This window comes from Nostoc sp. FACHB-190 (genome assembly GCF_014696905.1).
Taxonomy (GTDB): domain Bacteria; phylum Cyanobacteriota; class Cyanobacteriia; order Cyanobacteriales; family Nostocaceae; genus Nostoc_B.
This window is the reverse complement of record NZ_JACJQW010000008.1, coordinates 74,119-95,212: the sequence shown is the minus strand read 5'-3', so window position 1 is coordinate 95,212 and position 21,094 is coordinate 74,119. Positions and strand designations below refer to the sequence as shown.

General features: G+C 41.0%; 12 protein-coding genes and 1 pseudogene. 9 read left to right on the top strand and 4 right to left on the bottom strand.

From position 1 onward, the window contains the following. Nucleotides 1-788: 788 nt before the first annotated feature. The 4 genes from H6G28_RS11930 (at nucleotide 789) to ctpC (ending at nucleotide 6,293) form a co-directional block, all read left to right on the top strand. Complete coding sequence (locus tag H6G28_RS11930; RefSeq protein ID WP_190670959.1) at nucleotides 789-3,287, top strand: LamG-like jellyroll fold domain-containing protein; 2,499 nt, start codon at nucleotides 789-791, stop codon at nucleotides 3,285-3,287. 22 nt (nucleotides 3,288-3,309) lie between these two features. Next, the gene (locus H6G28_RS11925; protein WP_190670957.1) at nucleotides 3,310-3,483 is read left to right on the top strand and encodes a hypothetical protein; all 174 of its coding nucleotides are present in this window, start codon (nucleotides 3,310-3,312) and stop codon (nucleotides 3,481-3,483) included. Between the two features lie 34 nt (nucleotides 3,484-3,517). Then, the gene (gene ispG, locus H6G28_RS11920; RefSeq protein WP_190594062.1) at nucleotides 3,518-4,744 is read left to right on the top strand and encodes a (E)-4-hydroxy-3-methylbut-2-enyl-diphosphate synthase; all 1,227 of its coding nucleotides are present in this window, start codon (nucleotides 3,518-3,520) and stop codon (nucleotides 4,742-4,744) included. A 259-nt stretch (nucleotides 4,745-5,003) separates the two neighbouring features. After that, on the top strand, nucleotides 5,004-6,293 hold the full coding sequence (gene ctpC / locus H6G28_RS11915) for a carboxyl-terminal processing protease CtpC (protein ID WP_190594063.1): 1,290 nt from the start codon (nucleotides 5,004-5,006) through the stop codon (nucleotides 6,291-6,293). A gap of 108 nt (nucleotides 6,294-6,401) precedes the next feature. Here ctpC and H6G28_RS11910 read toward each other — a convergent pair whose 3' ends face one another. Together H6G28_RS11910 and H6G28_RS11905 are read right to left on the bottom strand one after the other, a co-directional pair. After that, nucleotides 6,402-6,587, bottom strand: a complete 186-nt coding sequence (locus H6G28_RS11910) for a DDE transposase family protein (RefSeq protein WP_190594065.1) — start codon at nucleotides 6,585-6,587, stop codon at nucleotides 6,402-6,404. 2 nt (nucleotides 6,588-6,589) lie between these two features. Continuing rightward, nucleotides 6,590-7,141 (bottom strand): Uma2 family endonuclease, encoded by a 552-nt coding sequence (locus tag H6G28_RS11905; RefSeq protein WP_190670956.1) that lies wholly within the window; start codon nucleotides 7,139-7,141, stop codon nucleotides 6,590-6,592. A gap of 288 nt (nucleotides 7,142-7,429) precedes the next feature. On the opposite strand from H6G28_RS11905, the gene H6G28_RS11900 reads away from it, so the two are divergent. Next, a complete protein-coding gene (locus H6G28_RS11900; RefSeq protein ID WP_190670954.1) occupies nucleotides 7,430-8,062 on the top strand; it encodes a Uma2 family endonuclease in 633 nt (210 codons plus the stop codon). Nucleotides 8,063-8,100: 38 nt separating this feature from the next. Continuing rightward, nucleotides 8,101-8,643: pseudogene (locus H6G28_RS11895) on the top strand (ABC transporter ATP-binding protein); the annotation flags it as partial. A gap of 281 nt (nucleotides 8,644-8,924) precedes the next feature. Here the strand turns inward: H6G28_RS11895 and H6G28_RS11890 are convergent. Both H6G28_RS11890 and H6G28_RS11885 read right to left on the bottom strand, forming a co-directional pair. Beyond that, a complete protein-coding gene (locus H6G28_RS11890) occupies nucleotides 8,925-9,995 on the bottom strand; it encodes a hybrid sensor histidine kinase/response regulator (RefSeq protein WP_190594071.1) in 1,071 nt (356 codons plus the stop codon). A 9-nt stretch (nucleotides 9,996-10,004) separates the two neighbouring features. After that, nucleotides 10,005-16,079: a PAS domain S-box protein gene (locus tag H6G28_RS11885; protein ID WP_190670952.1), complete on the bottom strand. Its 6,075-nt coding sequence runs from the start codon at nucleotides 16,077-16,079 to the stop codon at nucleotides 10,005-10,007. An 819-nt stretch (nucleotides 16,080-16,898) separates the two neighbouring features. Between H6G28_RS11885 and H6G28_RS11880 the strand changes: the two genes are divergently transcribed. The 3 genes from H6G28_RS11880 (at nucleotide 16,899) to H6G28_RS11870 (ending at nucleotide 20,951) form a co-directional block, all read left to right on the top strand. Continuing rightward, the gene (locus H6G28_RS11880) at nucleotides 16,899-17,195 is read left to right on the top strand and encodes a hypothetical protein (protein WP_190670951.1); all 297 of its coding nucleotides are present in this window, start codon (nucleotides 16,899-16,901) and stop codon (nucleotides 17,193-17,195) included. Between the two features lie 87 nt (nucleotides 17,196-17,282). Further along, on the top strand, nucleotides 17,283-17,630 hold the full coding sequence (locus tag H6G28_RS11875; protein WP_190670949.1) for a hypothetical protein: 348 nt from the start codon (nucleotides 17,283-17,285) through the stop codon (nucleotides 17,628-17,630). Between the two features lie 120 nt (nucleotides 17,631-17,750). After that, complete coding sequence (locus H6G28_RS11870) at nucleotides 17,751-20,951, top strand: PAS domain S-box protein (protein ID WP_190670947.1); 3,201 nt, start codon at nucleotides 17,751-17,753, stop codon at nucleotides 20,949-20,951. Nucleotides 20,952-21,094 lie beyond the last annotated feature (143 nt).

Here is a 21,094-nt window from a genome sequence, read left to right as displayed (position 1 = left end):
TCAAACCGTATTCCTATATCTCAGGTTTTTCTCAATCTTTACTTTTGAAAACAACACTGGCAATATTTATTCTGCACAGTTGGTGCAGCACTTTTTACTTGATATTCAGGACAATATACTCTCAAAATATGTCTCGATAGGCTTTGGTACGTCTTGATTCTCAAACTTACTAATGTCTTGAAGAAATTTAAATATAGATGGATTTAACAGAACTACAATTGTATCTCCCTCTTGCCCATCTTCACTTAGTACATAAAATCTTTCATCACTATCTGCTTGAGACAGAATAAGATTAAATAAATTTGTACCTCATTAAACTAGGAAATTGTCTAGGAGATTTCGTGCATTTTGGGAACTGATATTGAGTGCGATCGCCTCTCAAAATTCAGCACTTTGAAGTTCTAAAAACTCACAATCATATAAATTTACTAATTGAAATCATAGTAATAATAACATCCTAGTTTTAAGTAGATTTCCAGAGATTTCAGTAATTATACGTAGGACGATCAGCCAATAAGTGGATATCTTGATGAAGTGGAAATGAGTATCGTTAATTTTCACTAGAAATTCCCCCATTGTAACCAATTGTTGAAGTATCGGACTGCAAAACATCTCCAGGACTTACAGACAAAGTTTGTCTGTTAAGAATGGGTGTAAGGGCTTGAGGTTATATAAGGGTTTTTAATACATACACCCCTATACCCCTTCACCCTTCATCAAACCCTTATCTTTCTTTTTTTTGCGTAGCTTCAACAGATCATTTCAATCAACAACACAGGGCAATAATTATGCAAGCTGCTGAAAAACTGAGCAAAATTGTCGGCAATTCCGACGCATGGATTTTGAGTAGTGCAGAGTTTCAAGAATTAGCAACAGAACTACTCAAACAAGGTTTAGTAGCTCATTATCCATTTAACGGCAATGCAGATGATAGCAGTGGACACGGACTTCATGGAACTGTCTACGGTGCAACACTTACCAAGGATAGATTTGGGAATCCTAACAGTGCTTATCAATTTGATGGCATTGATGACTATATCGAAATCGCCCACAATGACCTGCTAAACCTTACTGATAACTTTACTATTTCCCTCTGGATTAACCAACCAGAAGATAATTCATTAAGAGGTTACAGACTAATTGACAAAACTACAGCAGGTGTCAACGATGGCTATAATTTTGATACCTACGATGGCAGTACTGGCAGAAGATTGCGTCTAACTGGCGGAAAACAAAACGTATCTGCTCACACTGCTTATTCTCTCAACGAGTGGCATCACGTAGCTGTAGTTTTCTCTAAAGGTGTATCAACCTTTTATTTAGATGGTAATCTTGATGGTTCAGGACAACATCATAGTGAGGCAGTTAATACTAATTCTTTAACTTTAAAAATTGGTGCAGCCCATAACTCTCATACCGAATTTTTCAAAGGTGTGATAGATGATGTGCGGATTTATAATCGAGCATTATCTGAAAAAGATATTCAAGAACTTTATGAATTTCCAACTGCACTTAGACAGTGTGTTTTAGAATTTAATGGTCAAAATAATTATGTATCTTTACCTGCTGTAAATATTGATTATTCTCAGGGCTTTAGTGTAGAAGCATGGGTACGCTACAACAGCTTTAAATATTGGTCAAGAATTATCGATTTTGGCAATGGCGTAAGTAGCAATAATATTGTTTTTGCCAATCCAGAAACCACTAATCAACTAGCTTTAGATGTCAAAACTAGCGCCGGAGAAAGACGAATTACTAGCGCCGCAGTTCTAGAAACTGGCAAGTGGACGCACTTAGCTGCAACAATTGATCAGTCAGGATTTGCGAAACTTTACAAAAATGGTGAGTTAATTCAAAGTGGACAGCTACAACTCCCAGCAAATATTAACCGGACACAAAACTACATCGGTAGAAGTAACTGGCCGCAGGATGGTTACTTTGATGGTCAAATTTCAGAAGTGCGGGTTTGGAATATTGCTCGCAGCCAAGCAGAAATTCAACAGCATCTGCACAGCAGACTTGCAGGAAATGAGGACGGGTTAGTTGGTTACTGGCAGTTAAATGAATGTTCCGGTACTGTAGTAGCCGACAAGACTAGCCGTGCAAACAACGGTACAGTTAACGGCGCGATTTGGCAACAGCAAGAACTACTCATCAAACCTGCACCCGCAACTAACCTTGAACCTGAAAAAGCAGTAGAACCAGCAGTTGCACCACAGCCAGAGTCAGCCACAACTAACATTGAACCTGAAAAAAATTCTACAGATGCAGCAGTAAATCTACCAAACAATAGCAAAATCAAGCTGCAATCTTGGAAAGGTGATTACTTACACCGTCCAGACTCAGAACAGGGTGTCACCACTTGGGGAACTGGTATCGGTAATGAATGGCTGGTGGAGTCGGTCAGCGATCGCACCATCAGACTAAAATCTTGGAAAGGTGATTACTTACATCGTCCAGACTCAGAACAGGGTGTCACCACTTGGGGAACTGGTATCGGTAATGAGTGGCTGGTGGAATCAGTAAGCGATCGCACCATCAGACTAAAATCTTGGAAAGGTGATTACTTACATCGTCCAGACTCTCAACAAGGTGTCACAACTTGGGGTACAGGTATCGGTAATGAGTGGAACCTGGAAGTTATTCCGGCTGAAGATAGCAAACCGACTGCGGAACAAGTCACTCCTATTGCACCAGTAACGCCAGAACCACAACCAGAAACCAATAATCTTCCAGTTGCGGAACCAGTCACACCACCACCACCGCCAGAAGCCAATAATCTTCCAGTTGCGGAACCAGTCACACCACCACCACCGCCAGAAGTCAATAATCTTCCTGTGGCGGAACAAGTTATACCTGTAGAACCAGTTACACCACCACCACCGCCAGAAACCAATAATCTTCCTGTAGCGGAACCAGTCATACCACCACCACCGCCAGAAACTAATAATCTTCCTGTAGCGGAACAAGTCATACCTGTTCAACCAGTGACACCACCATCACCGCCAGAAACTAATAATCTTCCAGTTGCAGAACAAATCAAACCTGTTCAACCAGTGACACCACCATCACCGCCAGAAACCAATAATCTTCCAGTTGCAGAACAAGTTAAACCTGTTATTCCAATCACACCGCAACCAAGACCAGACACAAATAATAGCAGAGCTAACAACAATCAGCGTCAAACCCAAACTAAGACTAGATATGATAAAACCGACCTAATTGTTTATTTGTTTTTGATTGTGCTGATTTTACTGATAGCTTGGCAGCTATTTAAGCCGAATTAAGCACAGAACTAAAATAGTAAAAATGAAGAGCGATCGCCGTGATGATGCGATCGCTTTTCATTTTATCCCTATCACCTGTCACCTATCACCTGCTATATATGATGATGTATGGCGATCGTCATCTGCTTTTTTCCCATCCCGTCGCCAAAAAAAGCCCCCATTGTGGCACTCTGAGAGACAGGATTGTTTAGTCTGAATATTTTTAGCTACAAAAATTTACTGAATGAGTTATGCAAACTCTGCCTACACCTACAAGCTCAAACACCACATCTAGTCAACCCACCTTTGATACTACAATCAAACGGCGTAAAACTCGGCCAGTCAAAGTAGGCAATGTCACCATCGGCGGCGGACACCCTGTGGTGGTGCAGTCAATGATTAACGAAGACACTCTGGATATTGATGGTTCTGTCGCCGCAATTCGTCGCTTGCACGAAGTCGGCTGCGAAATCGTTCGTGTCACAGTGCCTAGCCTCGCTCACGCTGTAGCATTGGCAGAAATTAAGCAAAAAATCATTACAACTTACCAAGATGTACCCATTGTGGCTGATGTACATCACAATGGCATGAAAATTGCTTTAGAAGTTGCCAAACACATCGAGAAAGTACGGATTAACCCTGGATTGTATGTGTTTGAAAAACCAAACGCCAACCGTACCGAATATACTCAATCCGAATTTGAGGAAATTGGCGATAAAATCCGCGAAACTCTAGAGCCTCTAGTAGTTTCCTTGCGCGACCAAGGCAAAGCGATGCGGATTGGGGTAAATCATGGTTCCCTAGCGGAAAGAATGCTATTTACCTACGGTGATACTCCAGAAGGAATGGTGGAATCAGCTTTAGAATTCATTCGTATTTGTGAATCATTAGATTTCCGCAACTTAGTGGTTTCCATGAAAGCCTCTCGCGTTCCCGTGATGGTAGCCGCCTATCGTCTGTTAGCCAAGCGGATGGACGAATTAGGTATGGACTATCCTTTACATTTGGGTGTCACAGAAGCAGGTGATGGTGAATACGGCAGAATCAAGTCTACGGCGGGTATTGCCACCTTACTAGCAGATGGCATTGGTGACACCATCCGCGTCTCCCTCACAGAAGCACCAGAAAACGAAATCCCGGTCTGCTATAGCATTTTGCAAGCTTTGGGACTGCGGAAAACAATGGTGGAATATGTCGCTTGTCCTTCCTGTGGACGCACCTTATTTAACTTAGAAGAAGTACTACATAAAGTCCGGGAAGCCACCAAACACTTAACAGGGTTAGATATCGCCGTGATGGGTTGTATTGTCAACGGCCCTGGCGAAATGGCAGATGCTGACTATGGTTATGTGGGCAAAACTCCTGGTTACATTTCTTTATATCGCGGGCGAGAGGAAATTAAAAAAGTTCCAGAAGACCAAGGTGTAGAAGAGTTAATCAATTTGATTAAAGCCGATGGACGTTGGGTAGATCCATAAGAAGTGTGAAGTATGAAGTATGAAGTTATGTAAAATTGTTTGGGGCTGCTTGTCTGTAAGAAGCGAAACCCATCACTACCAGGAACCATCAAAGCTCAATTTCATACTTCATCCTTCATACTTCAGACTTTATACTTCCCAAGTTCGCCGGATTGTCAAGTATTTTCATGAAATTAGAAATACATACCCGGTCTTTGCAGAATACCTGTGTTAGATTGGGCATACTGACTATTATTTTCCCTCTGACACAGCTGTCATTATGGTGATTACAAAAAGTAGGCTTGTTTTGGGTGCTACGGCAGTAACACTCTCCACAATTGCTGTTACTAGCTTGGGCATTCACTCGCGTGGTCAGGCTTTATTTAAAGCAAGTCCCAAGGAAACAGTAGATGAAGTTTGGCAAATTGTTAACCGCCAATACGTAGATGGCACTTTTAACCAAGTAGATTGGCAGGCTGTTCGTAAGGAGTACCTGAACAAGTCCTACAGTAATCAGCAAGAAGCCTATAAATCCATCCGGGAAATGCTGAAGAAACTTGGTGATCCTTACACTAGGTTTATGGACCCGGAAGAGTTCAAAAATATGCAGGTTGATACCTCTGGAGAACTCACAGGTATCGGGATTACTATCAGTCAGGATGAAAAAACCAAGCAATTGGTTGTGATTGCGCCCATTGAAGATACACCGGCATTTAAGGCGGGAATCTTAGCCAAAGATATCATCCTCAAAATTAATGATAAAAGCACTAAGGGTATGGATACAAACCAAGCTGTATCCTTAATCCGTGGCGAACCAAATACTAAAGTTACACTTACAATTCAGCGTAACGGTGCTATCAAGCAGTTCAACATCACACGCGCCAGGATTGAAATTCATCCAGTACGTTATTCGCAAAAAAAATCACCAGCAGGGAATATCGGTTACATCCGCCTGAACCAATTCAGTGCTAATGCTGGTAAAGAAATGCAAAACGCCATCAAAGATTTAGAGTCTAAGAAAGTTGCTGGCTATGTTCTCGATTTGCGTGGCAACCCTGGTGGCTTGTTATTCTCTAGTGTAGAAATTGCTCGGATGTGGCTAGATAAAGGCACAATTGTTTCTACCATTGACCGCCAAGGCGAGCAAGAGCGAGAAGTTGCCAATGGCCGCGCTCTCACCAATAAACCATTAGTAGTGTTGGTAGATAAGGGTTCTGCTAGTGCTAGTGAAATTTTATCGGGAGCTTTAAAGGACAATAAACGGGCTGTTTTGGTAGGTACTCAAACCTTTGGTAAAGGATTGGTACAGTCGGTGCGTCCCCTAGATGATGGCTCTGGATTGGCGGTGACAATTGCTAAATATCACACTCCTAGCGGTAAAGATATTAATAAGCACGGGATTGACCCCGATGTGAAAGTGGATTTGACAGATGCTCAACGGCAAGATTTATGGCTGCATGAGCGTGACAAACTAGCAACTATGGCTGATCCACAATATGCTAAAGGCGTGGAAATTTTGGGTAAACAAATTGCTGCCAAAGGTATAACTAGGGCGGAGAAAAATAATTAGAGGGTTTTAAACATGGGATGATTTCTGACTCGTGCCAAGACGCAAAAAATCAACCTTTAAGCTTGGCTAAAATCGCAATTCATCCCGCATACTCAGCACTCAGCACTATTATTGGGGTTGGCATTTACCAGCCCTGATTAGCCCGATCCGCCGCGCGATCGCTTCTTCTTGGGAAGTAAATGTTCCCCACTTTTCTATAATCTCTGGATCATCGTCTCTAACTAAATTGCTGGGGACGATTTCGCAGTTTTGGGCTTTGCGCTTGACAATATACCAAAGTTGTGTATTTTCCATTATTAGTTATTAATAATTTTTTCTACTGCCACATCAACATCGGGAAATGCTAGTGGCTGAATTATACCAGCCGTTAATGTTTGCTTTGAGGTGTATTCTCCATTGAGAATTTCTCGAAATATAATGAGACTTTGCTTTTTTAAATTCACAACCCAATATTCTAAAATACCTGCTAGGGCGTAGATTTTAGTTTTTATCTCTAAATCTTTTTCTAAACTAGAGTTAGCATACTCAATCAACCAAAAAATATTTTCTGGATATGGATGATGGTGTTTATATTGCCGTCCCAAACGTTGGACAATGGCAATATCTGGTTCTGGTTCAGAGTTGTTAGGTAAGGTAATTGGTTTAGCTTCACGAATTGAGGCTCGTTCACCCAGTAACTTTGCTAGATATTCACCCGCTTCATCACTAGAATAAGCATGAGGTTCGCTTTCTGGTGAAATTTCGATAATTTCTCCTTGCAAAAGTTCAACTTGGCGATCGCTTAAAATGCCAGCCTCAATCATGCGATGATATTCGTCAATCGTCCATTTAGCCACAATCACACTCATGACGATTGATTCCTCCCATGTCAATCATGATGTTATCTTAGCAAGAGGGTGAGAGAAGGGATTAGGGGCTAGAAAAGGTGTAGGTTGGGTGGAGGAACGGAACCCAACATTCTCAAGACTTAGGGACTAGAAAAGTTAGTAGCCATTAAATATATTGATATTTTCTATTAGATCATTCTTAAGATAGCAATCCTAAATGATTAACAAACCTCTCTCCCTTGTCTCCTGTGTCTACCTTGTCTCTTTTGTTAATTTCTCAAATATGACTGTTATATTTCTGCATAACTCATGAATACCGTAGTTACATCAGAAAAAATTCATCTCCCTGCTGGCGCTGTCCTGAAACTTTTGGGAAACTGGCAAGACTATCAAAGAATGGTATCAGTGTTAGGCGATCGCTCCATCCCTCGGATTAAATATCGACCAGGGGAGATTTTATTGATGGCACCATTACCAGAACATGGAAGAGATACAAGCTTACTGGCGTTGGTTGCAATAACTATACTTGACTATTTAAACCGTAAGTATGAGTCGTTTACACCCATCACCATGAGTTTGCCAGAGGTTAGCGGTATTGAGCCTGATTTTTGCTTTTATATTGAAAATTGGCAATCAGCAGTCGGTAAAAGCTGGATTGATTGGCAAAATGATCCGCCGCCAGATTTAGCCATTGAAATAGATGTTACTAGTTATACCGATGTTAATGATTATTTAGTATATAAAGTGCCGGAGGTCTGGCTGCTGAGAAATAAACAGTTGTTAATTTATAGGTTACAAGGGGAAGATTATACACTGAGTGAAAGCAGTTATTTTCCTAACATTCCAGAAATTGTACAGCACTGTTTCCGAATTGCGCGGGAAGACACGACAAGCGAAGCAATTAGATGGTTGCGGAACTTTCTTGTATCCACACAAAAATGATTCACAAAGGTAGATAATTTTTTATAGATACTTTTGAGATGCAACCGCCGATGAACGCCGATGAACGCCGATATGAAAATACAGAAGATTTTAAAATTTTGGATGTTCAAAATTTGGATGTAAACTATGGCGGGATTCAAGCACTGAAAAAGATTAATTTAACTATTAATAAAGGTGAGGTAGTTACTTTAATTGGTGCGAATGGTGCTGGTAAAACTACTACACTCAGAGCTATATCCAAAATAGTTAATCCTGTGCGTGGCGAAATTATTTATAGTGGACGCAATGTTACCCGCCGTCAACCTCATGAAGTTGTGAAATTGGGGATTGCCCATTGTCCAGAAGGGCGGAGAGTTTTGGCAAAGCAAACTGTTTTTGATAATTTATTATTAGGTGCTTATATCCGTTCTAATCAAGCAGAAATTAAAGCTGATATTCAACGTCAATTTGAGTTATTTCCGCGATTGCTACAACGCCGCAATCAGTTAGCCGGAACTCTCAGTGGTGGTGAACAACAAATGTTGGCGATCGCAAGGGCTTTAATGAGTAGACCACAATTGTTATTGTTAGATGAGCCAAGCTTGGGTTTAGCACCAGCTATTGTCAAAGAAATCTTCGCAATTATTGAAAATTTAAGGGCGACAGGTGTAACTATTTTATTAGTTGAGCAGAACGCAAATTTAGCCTTACAAATTGCTGACCGGGGATATGTACTCGAAGCTGGTTCTATCACTTTAACAGGTGCAGCATCAGAATTAATTAGTGATGAGCGGGTGAAAAAAGCTTATTTGGGATAATAATTAATTTTTGATGATGATAGGTCAGTACCGAGGAATTAGAGATAGGTTCATGCCGAATTATTTTAAATTGTGACTGTAAAGATACTACCCCTAGATTGATTATTTTCAATGGTAATTGTGCCGCAATGTGCCTCGACTGCCATTTTACAAAAAGCTAATCCTAAGCCAATTTGTGACACATCAGGCATCCTGGTTCCTACTTCATATTTCTCAAAAATAATTTTGCGTAAATCTTCAGAAACCCCTTTACCAGAATCAATCACTTGTAATTTCGCCCCACCTGTTGGTAAATATTCTGCACGCAAGGTAACTTGTGAGTTGGATGGGGAAAACTTAATGGCATTCGTGAATAAATTATCTAAAACGCGGCGGAACATTAAAGCATCGATTTCAATTGTGTCACCGGGGTTTGGTAATTCACTAATTAAGGTGATTTTCTTTTGAGCAGCGATCGCTTCCACATCTGATAATGCTGATTTACACAAAGAATGTAAATCTACTTGACTGTAATTGAGAACCATTTTGCCTGATTCTAGCTTCGCCATCAACAACAAGCTATCAATTAAAGATTGGAGTTGTTGTCCAGCCAGTAAAATTTGCTCGACTTTGCCTTGTTGCTGTTTTTGAGATAAGCCAGGGAATTTCAGCATTTCAGCCCCTAAAATAATACTGGCCAGGGGATTTCGCAAATCATGGACAATCATGTTTACCATGTCTTCGCGCAGTTTGAGTAATAATTGCAGGCTGTCATACTGCTGCTTAATTCGCAACATGGAATGAACTCTGGCACGTAATTCTACCCGGTTGACGGGTTTACTAATAAAGTCATCTGCACCCGTAGCCAGACATCGAGCTAAATCTTCCTTTGCCGTTAATGCCGTCACCATAATAATCGGGACTGCTTGCCACTTGGGTTGGGACTTGATGCGTTTGCAAACTTCCATCCCATCCATATCAGGCATCATTACATCCAACAAAATCAAATCAGGCTGAAAATTATCAAGACGACTTAGGGCTTGTTGACCATCAGGAGAATAGTGTAACTGGTAGTTTTCACCATCCAGCAAAGTTTCAACAACATCAAAGTTATCCGGTTCATCATCAATAACTAAAATAGTGGGTTGAGTCTTCATCGAAAAGTTTTACGATCTTCCTAAAAGTGTTTGAATGGTGGCTACCAGTTGTTTAAGTTTTACGGGTTTGGTTAAATATTCGTTAGCACCAGCAGCTAAACAAGTTTCGCGATCGCCCGGCATAGCTAAAGCTGTCAGGGCAATCATCGGGATATTCATAAACTGCTGATCACCACGGATGCGACGCATAGCCTCTAAGCCATCCATTCCCGGCATTTGAATATCCATCACAATTAAGTCTGGGCGATGAATTGTCACCAAATCAATAGCTTGTTGTCCATTGTGGGCAAATATCAAATCATAGCCTCGACTTGCCAGATAACCAGACATCGTATCAATATTTGCTTGATTATCTTCTACTAACAAAATCACTGGATTAGCTAAAGTTGCCGCAGGTGCTAAATTGAGATTCTGCTCTGCCGCAGCCGAAGAATTTCGCAGCTTGCCAATAGTAGACTGGAGTTGCTCGCGGGTAATCGGTTTCACTAAATATTCAAATGCGCCCTGAGCTAGTCCTTTAAGACGCTCATCAACGACAGAAAAGATAATCACAGGAATATTTTGAGTTTGGGGATGAGTCTTGAGTTGATGAAGCACATCCCAACCCGATAGGTTAGGTAGTTGCAAATCCAAAATGACTAAGGCAGGTTGAACCCGTAGCACTTCTTCTACGGCTCCTTCCCCTTGAGGATAGGTAATGGGTTGGATTCCCATTTCCTGGAAGTAGCGAGTAATTTGATCTGCTGCTGCGACAGAATCTTCGATAATCAAAACCTGAGCATTGTCCACAGGCCAGCTATGGCTGGGTAAGGGAGCAGTAATGATTGGTGTTGTAACTATATGCTCACTGCTATGACTGGGAACGCGGACAGTAAAACAACTTCCTTCGCCAACTTTACTGCTAACTGAGACTGTTCCCCCATGCAGATTGACAATGCGCTGTACCAGTGCCAAACCTAAACCGGTGCCATTATAGTGGCGGTTCAGGCTACTGTCAAGCTGAACAAAGGGCTGAAACAATTTACCGATTTCTTCTGGAGCAATGCCAATGCCCGTATCAATCACATGAAAGTACAGATGGGCATTATTGGTGGCTGAAGTGATTTCTGTTGTTTCCTGCCGGACTTCGATGGTGACAGAACCTCCTTCTGGGGTGAATTTGACAGCGTTGCTTAGTAGGTTGATCAGTACTTGACGTAGACGGCGCTCATCTACTTGGATACTGTCGATGTTGCCATCAATACAAGTATTGAGGCGGATATTCTTTTTTAACGCCATTTGTTTGACAAAGGTGAGACTTGCATCACACAAACTTCTGACAGAAACATCACTTAATTGCAATTCCAGTTTGCCAGACTCAATTTTTGATAAGTCGAGGATGTCATTGATTAGTTCAAGTAAATGTCTACCACTGCGTTCAATGGTGGCAATCGCTTTGACTTGGCGTTCATTGAGTGAGCCAAACACACTTTCTTGCAAACCCTCTGACATCCCCAAAATTGCATTCAGTGGTGTCCGTAATTCATGGCTCATGTTTGCCAAAAATTCGTCTTTGAGTCGAGTGGCGCGAGCCAGTTCGATATTTGTGTTCACCAGTTGCTTATTGGTTTGTCGGAGTTCTTCTTCGGCTTGTTTGCGATCGCTAATATCAAATAAAGTGGCGCGGTTATATAAATAATTACCCTCAGCATCTTTCACCGCCGTAGCGTTAATCAATACTGGCAAGATTGTGCCATCTTTACACACCATTTCATACTCTAAGTCTTTAGCCCAGCCCTGCTGTTTGAAGCGAGGATAGTTCTGCTCAAAGGCCAAGCGACTATCGGCGGTGAAAAAGTTGACTAATGGTTGACCAATCATTTCTGCACGACTGTAGCCCAACCATTGCAATTCTGTTTCGTTGACTTTAATAAACCGACCTTCTTGATCTAGGGAATGATAGCCACAAGGAGCATTATTATATAAATCTTCAACTTCATGGGCATATTTCGCCAGGGCTTCTTGGGCTTGTTTGCGATCGCTGATGTCAGTTATCCGCACTATATTCATAGTACGTCCGGCGACAGTAATTGGTTTGGCGGCAGCGTTTCCCCAAAAAATATTACCCTTTAAGGTTACATATTCAATTTCGCGGCTCCAGACTCCTTGACACTCCATTTCTGCCATAATTGCCTGGGTTTCCTGGGCAGTGAATGGTTGGCGCTGGAGTGCCTGACCATTAATATTAATTAATTCAGTTTTGTTTGCTGCTTCAAATAGTTCTACAGCCCGACGATTACAATCTAAGGTGAGTAGAGTAGACCAATCAACTAAGAAAATTGCATCGGCTGATTCGTTAAAAATTGCTTCCCGCAAATCTCGGTTGCGAATCAGTTCTTGTTCTGCTTGTTTGTGATCGGTGATGTCAAAGTTTACGCCAATCACTCGTACAGGTTCACCTTGCGCGTCACGCTTGAGAATACCATAGCCTTTGAGGAAGCGAATTGCTCCACTGGGTTGAATGATCCGAAACTCAACATTATATTCTTGCTTACCGTCAATCGCTTGCTGGATACTTGCCAACATATAATCCCAATCTTCTGGGTACAAGAAGTTCAACCAAGCATCATAAGTACCACTAAACTCCCCTGGACTCAACCCATACAGTTCATACATTTGGTCATCCCAAATTTGTTTTGCTTCGGCAAAATCATATTCCCAAATCCCAAATTTCCCTGATTGCAGTGCTAAAGTCAGTCTTTCTGAGAGGTGATGCAGTTGTTCTTCGGTTTGTTTGCGACTGGTAATATCTGTGAGTGTGCCGATATAACCAATTACTTCTCCATTGGCGTTAGTCTCGGCTAACACATAGCAGTGAAACCACTTCACACTACCATCGGGAAGCAGATGTCTACCTTCGTTGTCAAACAGTTCGTTTGGTGCTAAATCTGCCGCAAACCATTTCTGGAGAATGCGATCGCTATCTTCTGGGTGTATAGCATCTAACCAACCAGTTCCTAATCCGGCTGATGTGGGTCTACCTGTCATTTCACTCCAGCGATCATTAATGTAGACACAATTACCTGCGGCATCTAGTCGAAAAATAGCCACAGGCGCGGCTTTAGCTAGGGTAGCATAACGGTGTTCACTATCTTGTAGGGCTTCTTCTGCCTGACGGCGATCGCTAATATCTGTTAATGTGCCGATGTAGCCACTAACACTGCCGTTACTATCAATTTCGGGTACTCCCTGGACATAAAACCAGCTAATACTACCATCTGGGCGCAGATGTCTACCTTCACTTTCATAGTATTCTCGGAAGTCAACAGTTTCCTGATCAAATGTAAGTTCCCATTCTTGCTTTAAGCGATCGCGGTCTTCTGGGTGAATTGCTGCTAACCACCCCAGACCTAATGCAGACTGTGTTGGTCTACCAGTCATTTCGCTCCAGCGATCGTTGACATAAATACATTGACCAGCAGCATCCATGCGGAAAATCCCCACAGGCGCAGCTTCTGTTAAATGGGCATAACGACTTTCGCTTTCTTTGAGTGCTTCTTCTGCTTGTTTGCGTTCAGTGATGTCGGTAAAAGTGCCAATGTAACTAATAATATTGCCGAAAGGATTACTTTCTGCGAGGAGTTGCAAGTAAAACCAAGTGATACTGCCATCTGGATGTAAATATCTACCTTCTTGGCGAATTTGCCAAAGTCCCTGGGATAACTGCATCCACAAACAATCGCGGTCTTCGGGATGTAAACTTTCTAACCAACCCAGTGCTATTGCCTCTGATGTTGGTCTACCTGTGAGCTTGCTCCAGTAATCATTCACGTAAAGACATTGACCAGTCGTATCCAGCCGGAAAATTGCCACTGGCGCGGCTTCTGTTAAAGTTTCATAACGACGTTGGCTTTCTTTGAGGGCGGCTTCAATTTGTTTCTGCTCGGTAATGTCTTTGGCAATCCCTAAAAATCCGATGTTATTACCTTCTATATCGAGCAAGGTTTTCACTGACAAAAATACAGGGAAGCGAGTCCCATCTTTGCGAATGTAAGTCCATTCATTTTCATAGGTATTGCCATTTTGAGTGACAGTCATAAAAAATTCTGTCCCTGGGGCAATTTCTCTCCCTAGTTTTGCAGAAAGCTCTACTGCTCGTTGTTGGAGTTCTTCTGGATCATGAAACACAGTCGGCTTGATTTGATTGATCACTTCATCTGCTGTGTAGCCCAACATTGTTTGAGCAGCTTTGTTAAAGGTTTGGATACCATTGCAGTTATTGAAAATAATTGCATAGTCGCTGCCATCTAAAATGGCTTGTTGCAAGCGATTGACGGCAATTAATTGGGCTTCGATTTGTTTACGTTGGGTAATGTCAACATGACAACCAATCATTCGCAGGGGATTACCTTCTTGATCCCAGGCAATGACGCGCCCAGAACAAATGACCCACACAGTAGAACCATCTTTATGTTGATATCGTAACTCGCTGTGATAAGGGATTTTGCCATGACTTTGAACATGCTGCTGGAACATTTCTAGGGAACTGGCTAAATCTTCTGGAAAAATCAGCCTTTGCCATGTTTCTGGCGTGTTGGGCAATTCATGATCTGCGTAGCCAAACATTTGCTTGAAGGTGGGGCTGAGGTACTCTTGATTGTTGGGAATATCCCAGTCCCAATAACCTGCTAGACTAACTTCGAGAATTTGTTCTAGGAGATTTAATTCCATTCGCAGCATTTCTGATTGCTGCCGTTCTGCTTCTGAGTGTTTGCGTTCAGTAATGTCTGTCAACACGCCTAGCATTCTGAGCAGTTGTCCAGTCTTGTTATAGATTCCCCTACCCTTCACGGATACCCAGTGAATGCTCCTATCTTGCCAAATCACGCGGTATTCCACAGCATAATCGTTTTGGGTGGCGATCGCCTGTCTCAATTTCTGTTCCACCCATTGCCGATCTTCTGGATGTACATAACTCAACCATTCTTCTAAAGTCAATAGTAAATCATTGATACTATTGATAACTCCGTGAATAGCGTTTTGGCTGGCAACGATTTGATTAGTAATGGGATTCCACTCCCAATAGCCAATCCCCGTAAAATTTAAGGTTAGCTTGAGTTTCTCTTCACTGGCTTTTAAGGCTGATTCGGCACGTCTTCGTTCTGCTAGTTCTGTTTTTAATTGTTCATAAGCACTGGCTTGTTGAATGGCGATCGCAATTTGCACCCCTAATTGATCTAACAAGTCCAACTCTACCGCTTGCCAGTGGCGAAAATTGCTGCATTGTTGAGCAATTAATAATCCCCATAATTGCTCTTTGACTAAAATTGGGACTACGAGATAAGCTTTGACTTCAAATTGTTCTAAAAGATGTAAATGACATTTGGTTAAACCGGCTTGATAAATATTATCGACGGCTCTTTTTGTGCCTTGGTGATAATCACGCCCTCCACCCTGTTGAAAGCAGGTATCTTGAATTTGCCTTCCTAAAGCGATTGTCCAGCCAGGTAGCACTGACTCGGCTACAATATTGCCACTCATATCCGACTCAAATTGATAAACCAGTACTCGGTCTGCCTGTAAAAATTGCCGTACTTCTGTGGCTGTGGTACTGAGAATTTCTGAGAGTTGGAGAGATTGGCGAATGCGTAAAGCGATCGTGGCAATCAGTTGTTGTTGTTCCTGAATTTGTTCTAACTTGCGAGTCAGATGTATTCGTTCTACTGCATGATGAATGGCATTGTGTAAGGCTTTGGGCGTGAAATGATTTTTCACCAAGTAATCTTGAGCGCCATATTTCATCGCGTTAACGGCGATCATTTCATCCCCAGCCCCTGTGAGCATAATCACAGCAGATTGCCGATTCTGAAGCTTTTGTCTCAACTGTTGCAAAAACTCTAGTCCATCTTCATCTGGCAATAAATAATCCAGCAAAATTACATCTGGTGTTTGTTGCTCACACCAGAGCATCGCTTGTGTTGCCGTCTCAAATTCTAAAATTTCATAAGACTGCAATCTGTCGTGCTGTAAATACTGACGATAGACATAACGATCTACAGCAGAATCATCAATTAAGAAGATAGTTAGGGCAGAGCGATCGCTCATAAGTCAAAGATACCGACGCGATAGAATTATAGGTCTTGACTAATCCAGTCCACTCTCAACAGGGAAGTAGAACAGTTGCAATACCTCTCTTATGTTTATACTTCCCAAAAAACCTCATCTTCATAATAAACTTTTGTATCCCCATCCTCATTCCGTGCTATTCACCAATCAGTTTCGCAAACATACTTAAGAACCCACGTACAGTTTTCCGTAGATAGGACTTATATCATGTCCGGTAAAAGACTGAGCATCAAAACCGCAGGGAAAAGGGGGTGGGAGGTGTGGGAGGATGGTGAAGAAATCTTTCCCCCCAAACTCCCCAAACCCCCCACACTTCCCACACCCCCCAAACTCCCCAAACTCCCCACACCCCTGTACCCTGTTCCAAAACCTTATTTTTCGTTTTTTTTGCGTAAATCCTCAGATTATCCAGTCAAGAACCTCCGTATTCTCGCCCTCATCCCAAATTTATACACAAGTAAATTCTCTCAAATTCATCAGTAACAAATTTCCTGTTTTTCCTCGATTCTTTTTTGCTCAAAAACTTGAATAATAAAGTTATGGTAAAGACAAAGAAGCTAGTCACTTCCTAATGTCATTGCCAGAGGCTTTTGAATTTTCAGTTATCTAAATTCAAAAACTCAAATCAATTCTGCATCTACCTTGAGGTTTTTTAATTCTCAATTGGCACTAACTCCCAATTCTCAACTCTTTCTCCTCCTAGCTAATAGCTAGACATAAGAATAGATTTTCTGTAATTGTCGTTAGTTTCTTTGAGAAAAGTAGATTTAGCTACAATCACCAAAGGAGTGTAGAATTATGTCTTTCGCAGGCATCCCAAGTCATTCTCATCAAGCACTACACACAGCAAAAAACACCCAAACTTTTGCTAATCCTATTAACATCGTGTTTTTTGTAAGTTCCTGCATCATTTTATCAACTTCTAGCTTGATGATCCTCTCTTCTGTTATTCCTGCAATTACTTCTGCCCTTTCATTACCTACGGCTCATCCGACATCTATTCCTTGGATTAATAATGAGTCTGACTGTAGACATACTGGCAGAAGTTGGCAGGATAATAAATGTTGGGATCATGAACATAGCTTAATGTTTTAATCCTCCGTCACAATCCTTCATAGAGATATGTATTGCCATAGCTTAACAAGTACTACGCACAAACATCATGCTTTTCTAAAACAGTTTTTGGCTAGTATTCCGCCGCAAACAGCAGCAACGTTTACGGAAATACAATTAATAGCAATTCAACAAGCATTTCAACAAAAATTTAGTAATTGTGCGGCTGTGGATATCAAATTCTCTATTCCTTTACCAAAGCAGCATTTTTCTCTAATAATCAGGGTTGGTAAGGATAAAAAATCTAAAAAACGTCTCAATTACCCAATTTATCAGCAACTAAATCAAGTAATAGTTACCAAGTCTGGTTTAAGAATTATTACAGCCTTGATGGGAACACTTTGTATGATAGAAGTAGTGCCATCAATTCCCACAACTTTATTCCCTGCAAAAAGGTCGATATATTCCCATCCTTGACTGGCAAGTTTAAGATTAATTCTGATCATAGAAAATACTGAGGTGTATTAAATTTTTGTAAGCAAAAATATTAATGATACCTGACATCTCATCATCTATCTTGTTCCAGACATCTATATAATGCTTCTCAACTATCACAGCCCCGATAATATACACCAGACTATCGTCCGTCAGCCGCTAACGGTTCATCCCAAGATGCGGCTTCTGGATGTGATTGCGCTCATAAATGAAGCACAAGCTAATTTTCGGGATGCGCCTAGCAAAAATAATTCTGCATCAAACAACTTCACTAAAGATATTAATAATATTGCATCTCAAGTTGCTAGTTGTGTTTTAGTGGTTGATGACTCGCAGTTAGTCGGGATTCTCACCCAGCGAGACTTAATTAAAATGGCAGCCGAAAGAAAGAATCTAGAAGGTATCAGTGTTGCTGAAGTGATGACAACAGAGTTAGTAACGCTGAAGATAGAAGATTTTAAAGATGTTTTTACAGCGTTAAATTTACTGAGAAAACATCGGATTTGTCATCTACCAATTATCGGGGAGCAAGAGGAATTGATTGGATTAGTGACACCTACGAGTCTACTGGCAGTTACTATTCAACAAGCTGGACTATATAATTATGCGCGAGTCAAGCTTGCCGAACGCCAACGCATTGAGGCTGAGTTGCGTTTAGAGCGTAATTTTATTTCGACAATTTTTAATCTGACAGATGCTTTAGTAGTTGTCTTAGATAGTCAAGGAAGAATTGTCCGCTTTAATCAGACTTGCGAACAAGCTACAGGTTACGCATTTGAAGCGGCTCAAGGAAAATCTGTTTGGAATGTGCTGATGTTACCAGACATCACAGAATGTCTGAAAAATCTCTTTCAAAATTTGGCAACCAGAGAGTTTCCCCAACGTTATGAAGCTATTTTAATTAATCAGGATGGCGATCGCCGCTTAATTTCCTGGTCAAATAAAGTTTTACTCAATAATGATGACCAAATTCACTATATCGTCTGTACAGGGATAGACATCACCGAAAGTCGCCAAGCCCAAGAAGAACTGCAACAAGCCAAAGAACAATTACAAACAGTCTTAGATGCAGTACCAGGGTTTGTATCTTGGGTAAGTACGGATGGCTATTATTTAGGGGTGAATCGTCATTTGGCGGAAAGTTTCAACTTAACAGCCGATAATTTTGTGGGACAAGAATTGGGTTTTCTGCAAAATAGCCCCCAATTTACAGAGTTTATGCACGACTTTCTACATCGACAAGATGTAGCTGATTCTAGTGTTGTCGATACCCAAATCAACGGGTTCACACGTAAATACTTAGTCATAGCGCAAAAATATCAACAAAACACGGCGGCGGTGGCTGTGGGAATTGACATTACAGAACGCAAGCAAGCAGAAATTGCCTTAGCAGAATCAGAAGCCATGTTGCGCTCTGTCTTGAAAAGTACACCTAGCATGGTACGAGTTGTTAATGCTGAAGGGAAAATTTCTTTTATTAACCAAACTACACCCCATCTATCCTGGGAGGAAGTTGTAGGTACAAGTATTGATGACTATGTATTACCAGAAGACTCGGAAATTCAACGTTCTGCTTTAGAGAAGGTTTTTGCCCAAGGAGAAGTTGTCAGCTACGAAACTCGTGCTTTAGACAGGCAAACAAATTTGCAATATTGTCACTCTCAGATTGGCCCCATTTGGCACAACCAACAAGTTACAGGTGCAGTAATTATTACCAACGATATTACAGATCGCAAGCAAACAGAAATTGCTTTACAACGAGCGCAAGAAGCACTGCAACAACTGAATCGAGATTTAGAAGCTAGGGTTGAGCAGCGCACTTTAGCATTACAAGAAAGTGAAGCTGAACTCAGAGCTATTTTTAATCAAGCTGCTGTAGGAATTAAACTAGAAACTTTAGATGGGCAGTTACTCAAGGTCAATCAAAAATTATGTGAACTGTTGGGTTATAGCCAAGTAGAACTGATGAATAAAACCTTTAAAGATTTGACTTATGCAGATGATATTGCCCATCATCAAAAAAACTTAGCAAAATTAATTTCAGGAGAAATAGAAACATTTTCCATAGAAAAGCGGTGTTTACATAAAAATGGTCATCCGATTTGGATTAATCTCACAGTTTCTCTAATTCGAGATGTGGTTGGTAAACCACTTTATTCGGTGGGAATAGTGAAAGATATTCGGAATCAAAAACAAGCCGAAGAAGATTTAAAACGTCAATTTGCCGCAGTTGAAGCGGCTATAGATGGAATTGCAATTTTAAGTGGTAATGTCTACACTTATCTGAATCAAGCTCATGTTGAGATGTTTGGCTATACTAATCCAGAAGAACTGATTGGTAAGAGTTGGTCAGAAATTTACGAGCCACAAGAAGTTCAACGTTTTGAAAACGAAATTTTTCCCACTTTAATGCAGCAGAAACATTGGCGAGGGGAGACGATCGCCAAACGTAAAGATGGTAGTTATTTTGCTGAGGAAGTATCCTTAACTATTTCCGAACAAGGTGATTTAATTTGTGTCTGTCGGGATATTAGCGATCGCAAAAAAGCAGAAGCAGATATTTGCAAAGCATTAGCCAAAGAAAAAGAACTCAGCGAGTTAAAATCTCGGTTTATTTCCATGACCTCCCATGAGTTCCGCACTCCTTTAGCTGTCATTGCTTCTTCGGCTGGTATTTTAAAAAGCTTCAGCCATAAACTGGAGGAACAACAAAAACAAAAACATCTCCAGTGCATTCAAACCTATGTACAGCACACTACTCAACTTTTAGATGATATTTTGCTAATTAATAAAGCTGAAGCAGGTAAATTAGCTTTTGAGCCAAATTATCTTGATTTAGTCAATTTCTGTCATACCTTAGTCGAAGAAATTCAACTGAGTTCTCCTGAACATCATTTAGTTTTTTGTCATCCGCCTCAAAATAGCCAGCTAGATGGTGAGTCAGTCATGGCTTATATGGATAAAAAACTCCTGCGACAAATCTTAAGCAACTTGCTTTCTAACGCAGTCAAATACTCACCAAATAACAGTCGTATTCAAATTGATTTATTAATTCAAAATCAAAATGCTGTTTTTCTCATTCAAGATGAAGGTATTGGCATTTCTCCCGAAGAACATCAAAACTTGTTTGAGCCATTTTTCCGAGCTAGTAATGTGGGGAATGTCCCCGGTACAGGATTGGGTTTGGCAATCGTTCATAAGTGTGTAGACCTACATCAAGGCAGAATTACCATCGCCAGTCAAGTCGGCTTTGGGACAACATTTAGAGTGGAATTACCCTTGGTGGTTAAATCGATAAATTAAATTTTATTTGATGTTATTCATCACGGATTTTTGGGAAATATAAATATAGAGAATCTATGTGGTAATAAGTCTAGGTGAGCTAACTTCTAGACTTAGCAAACTTCCTCATAGACTTTCTTCTGTGCAGATGAATATGGGGAAAC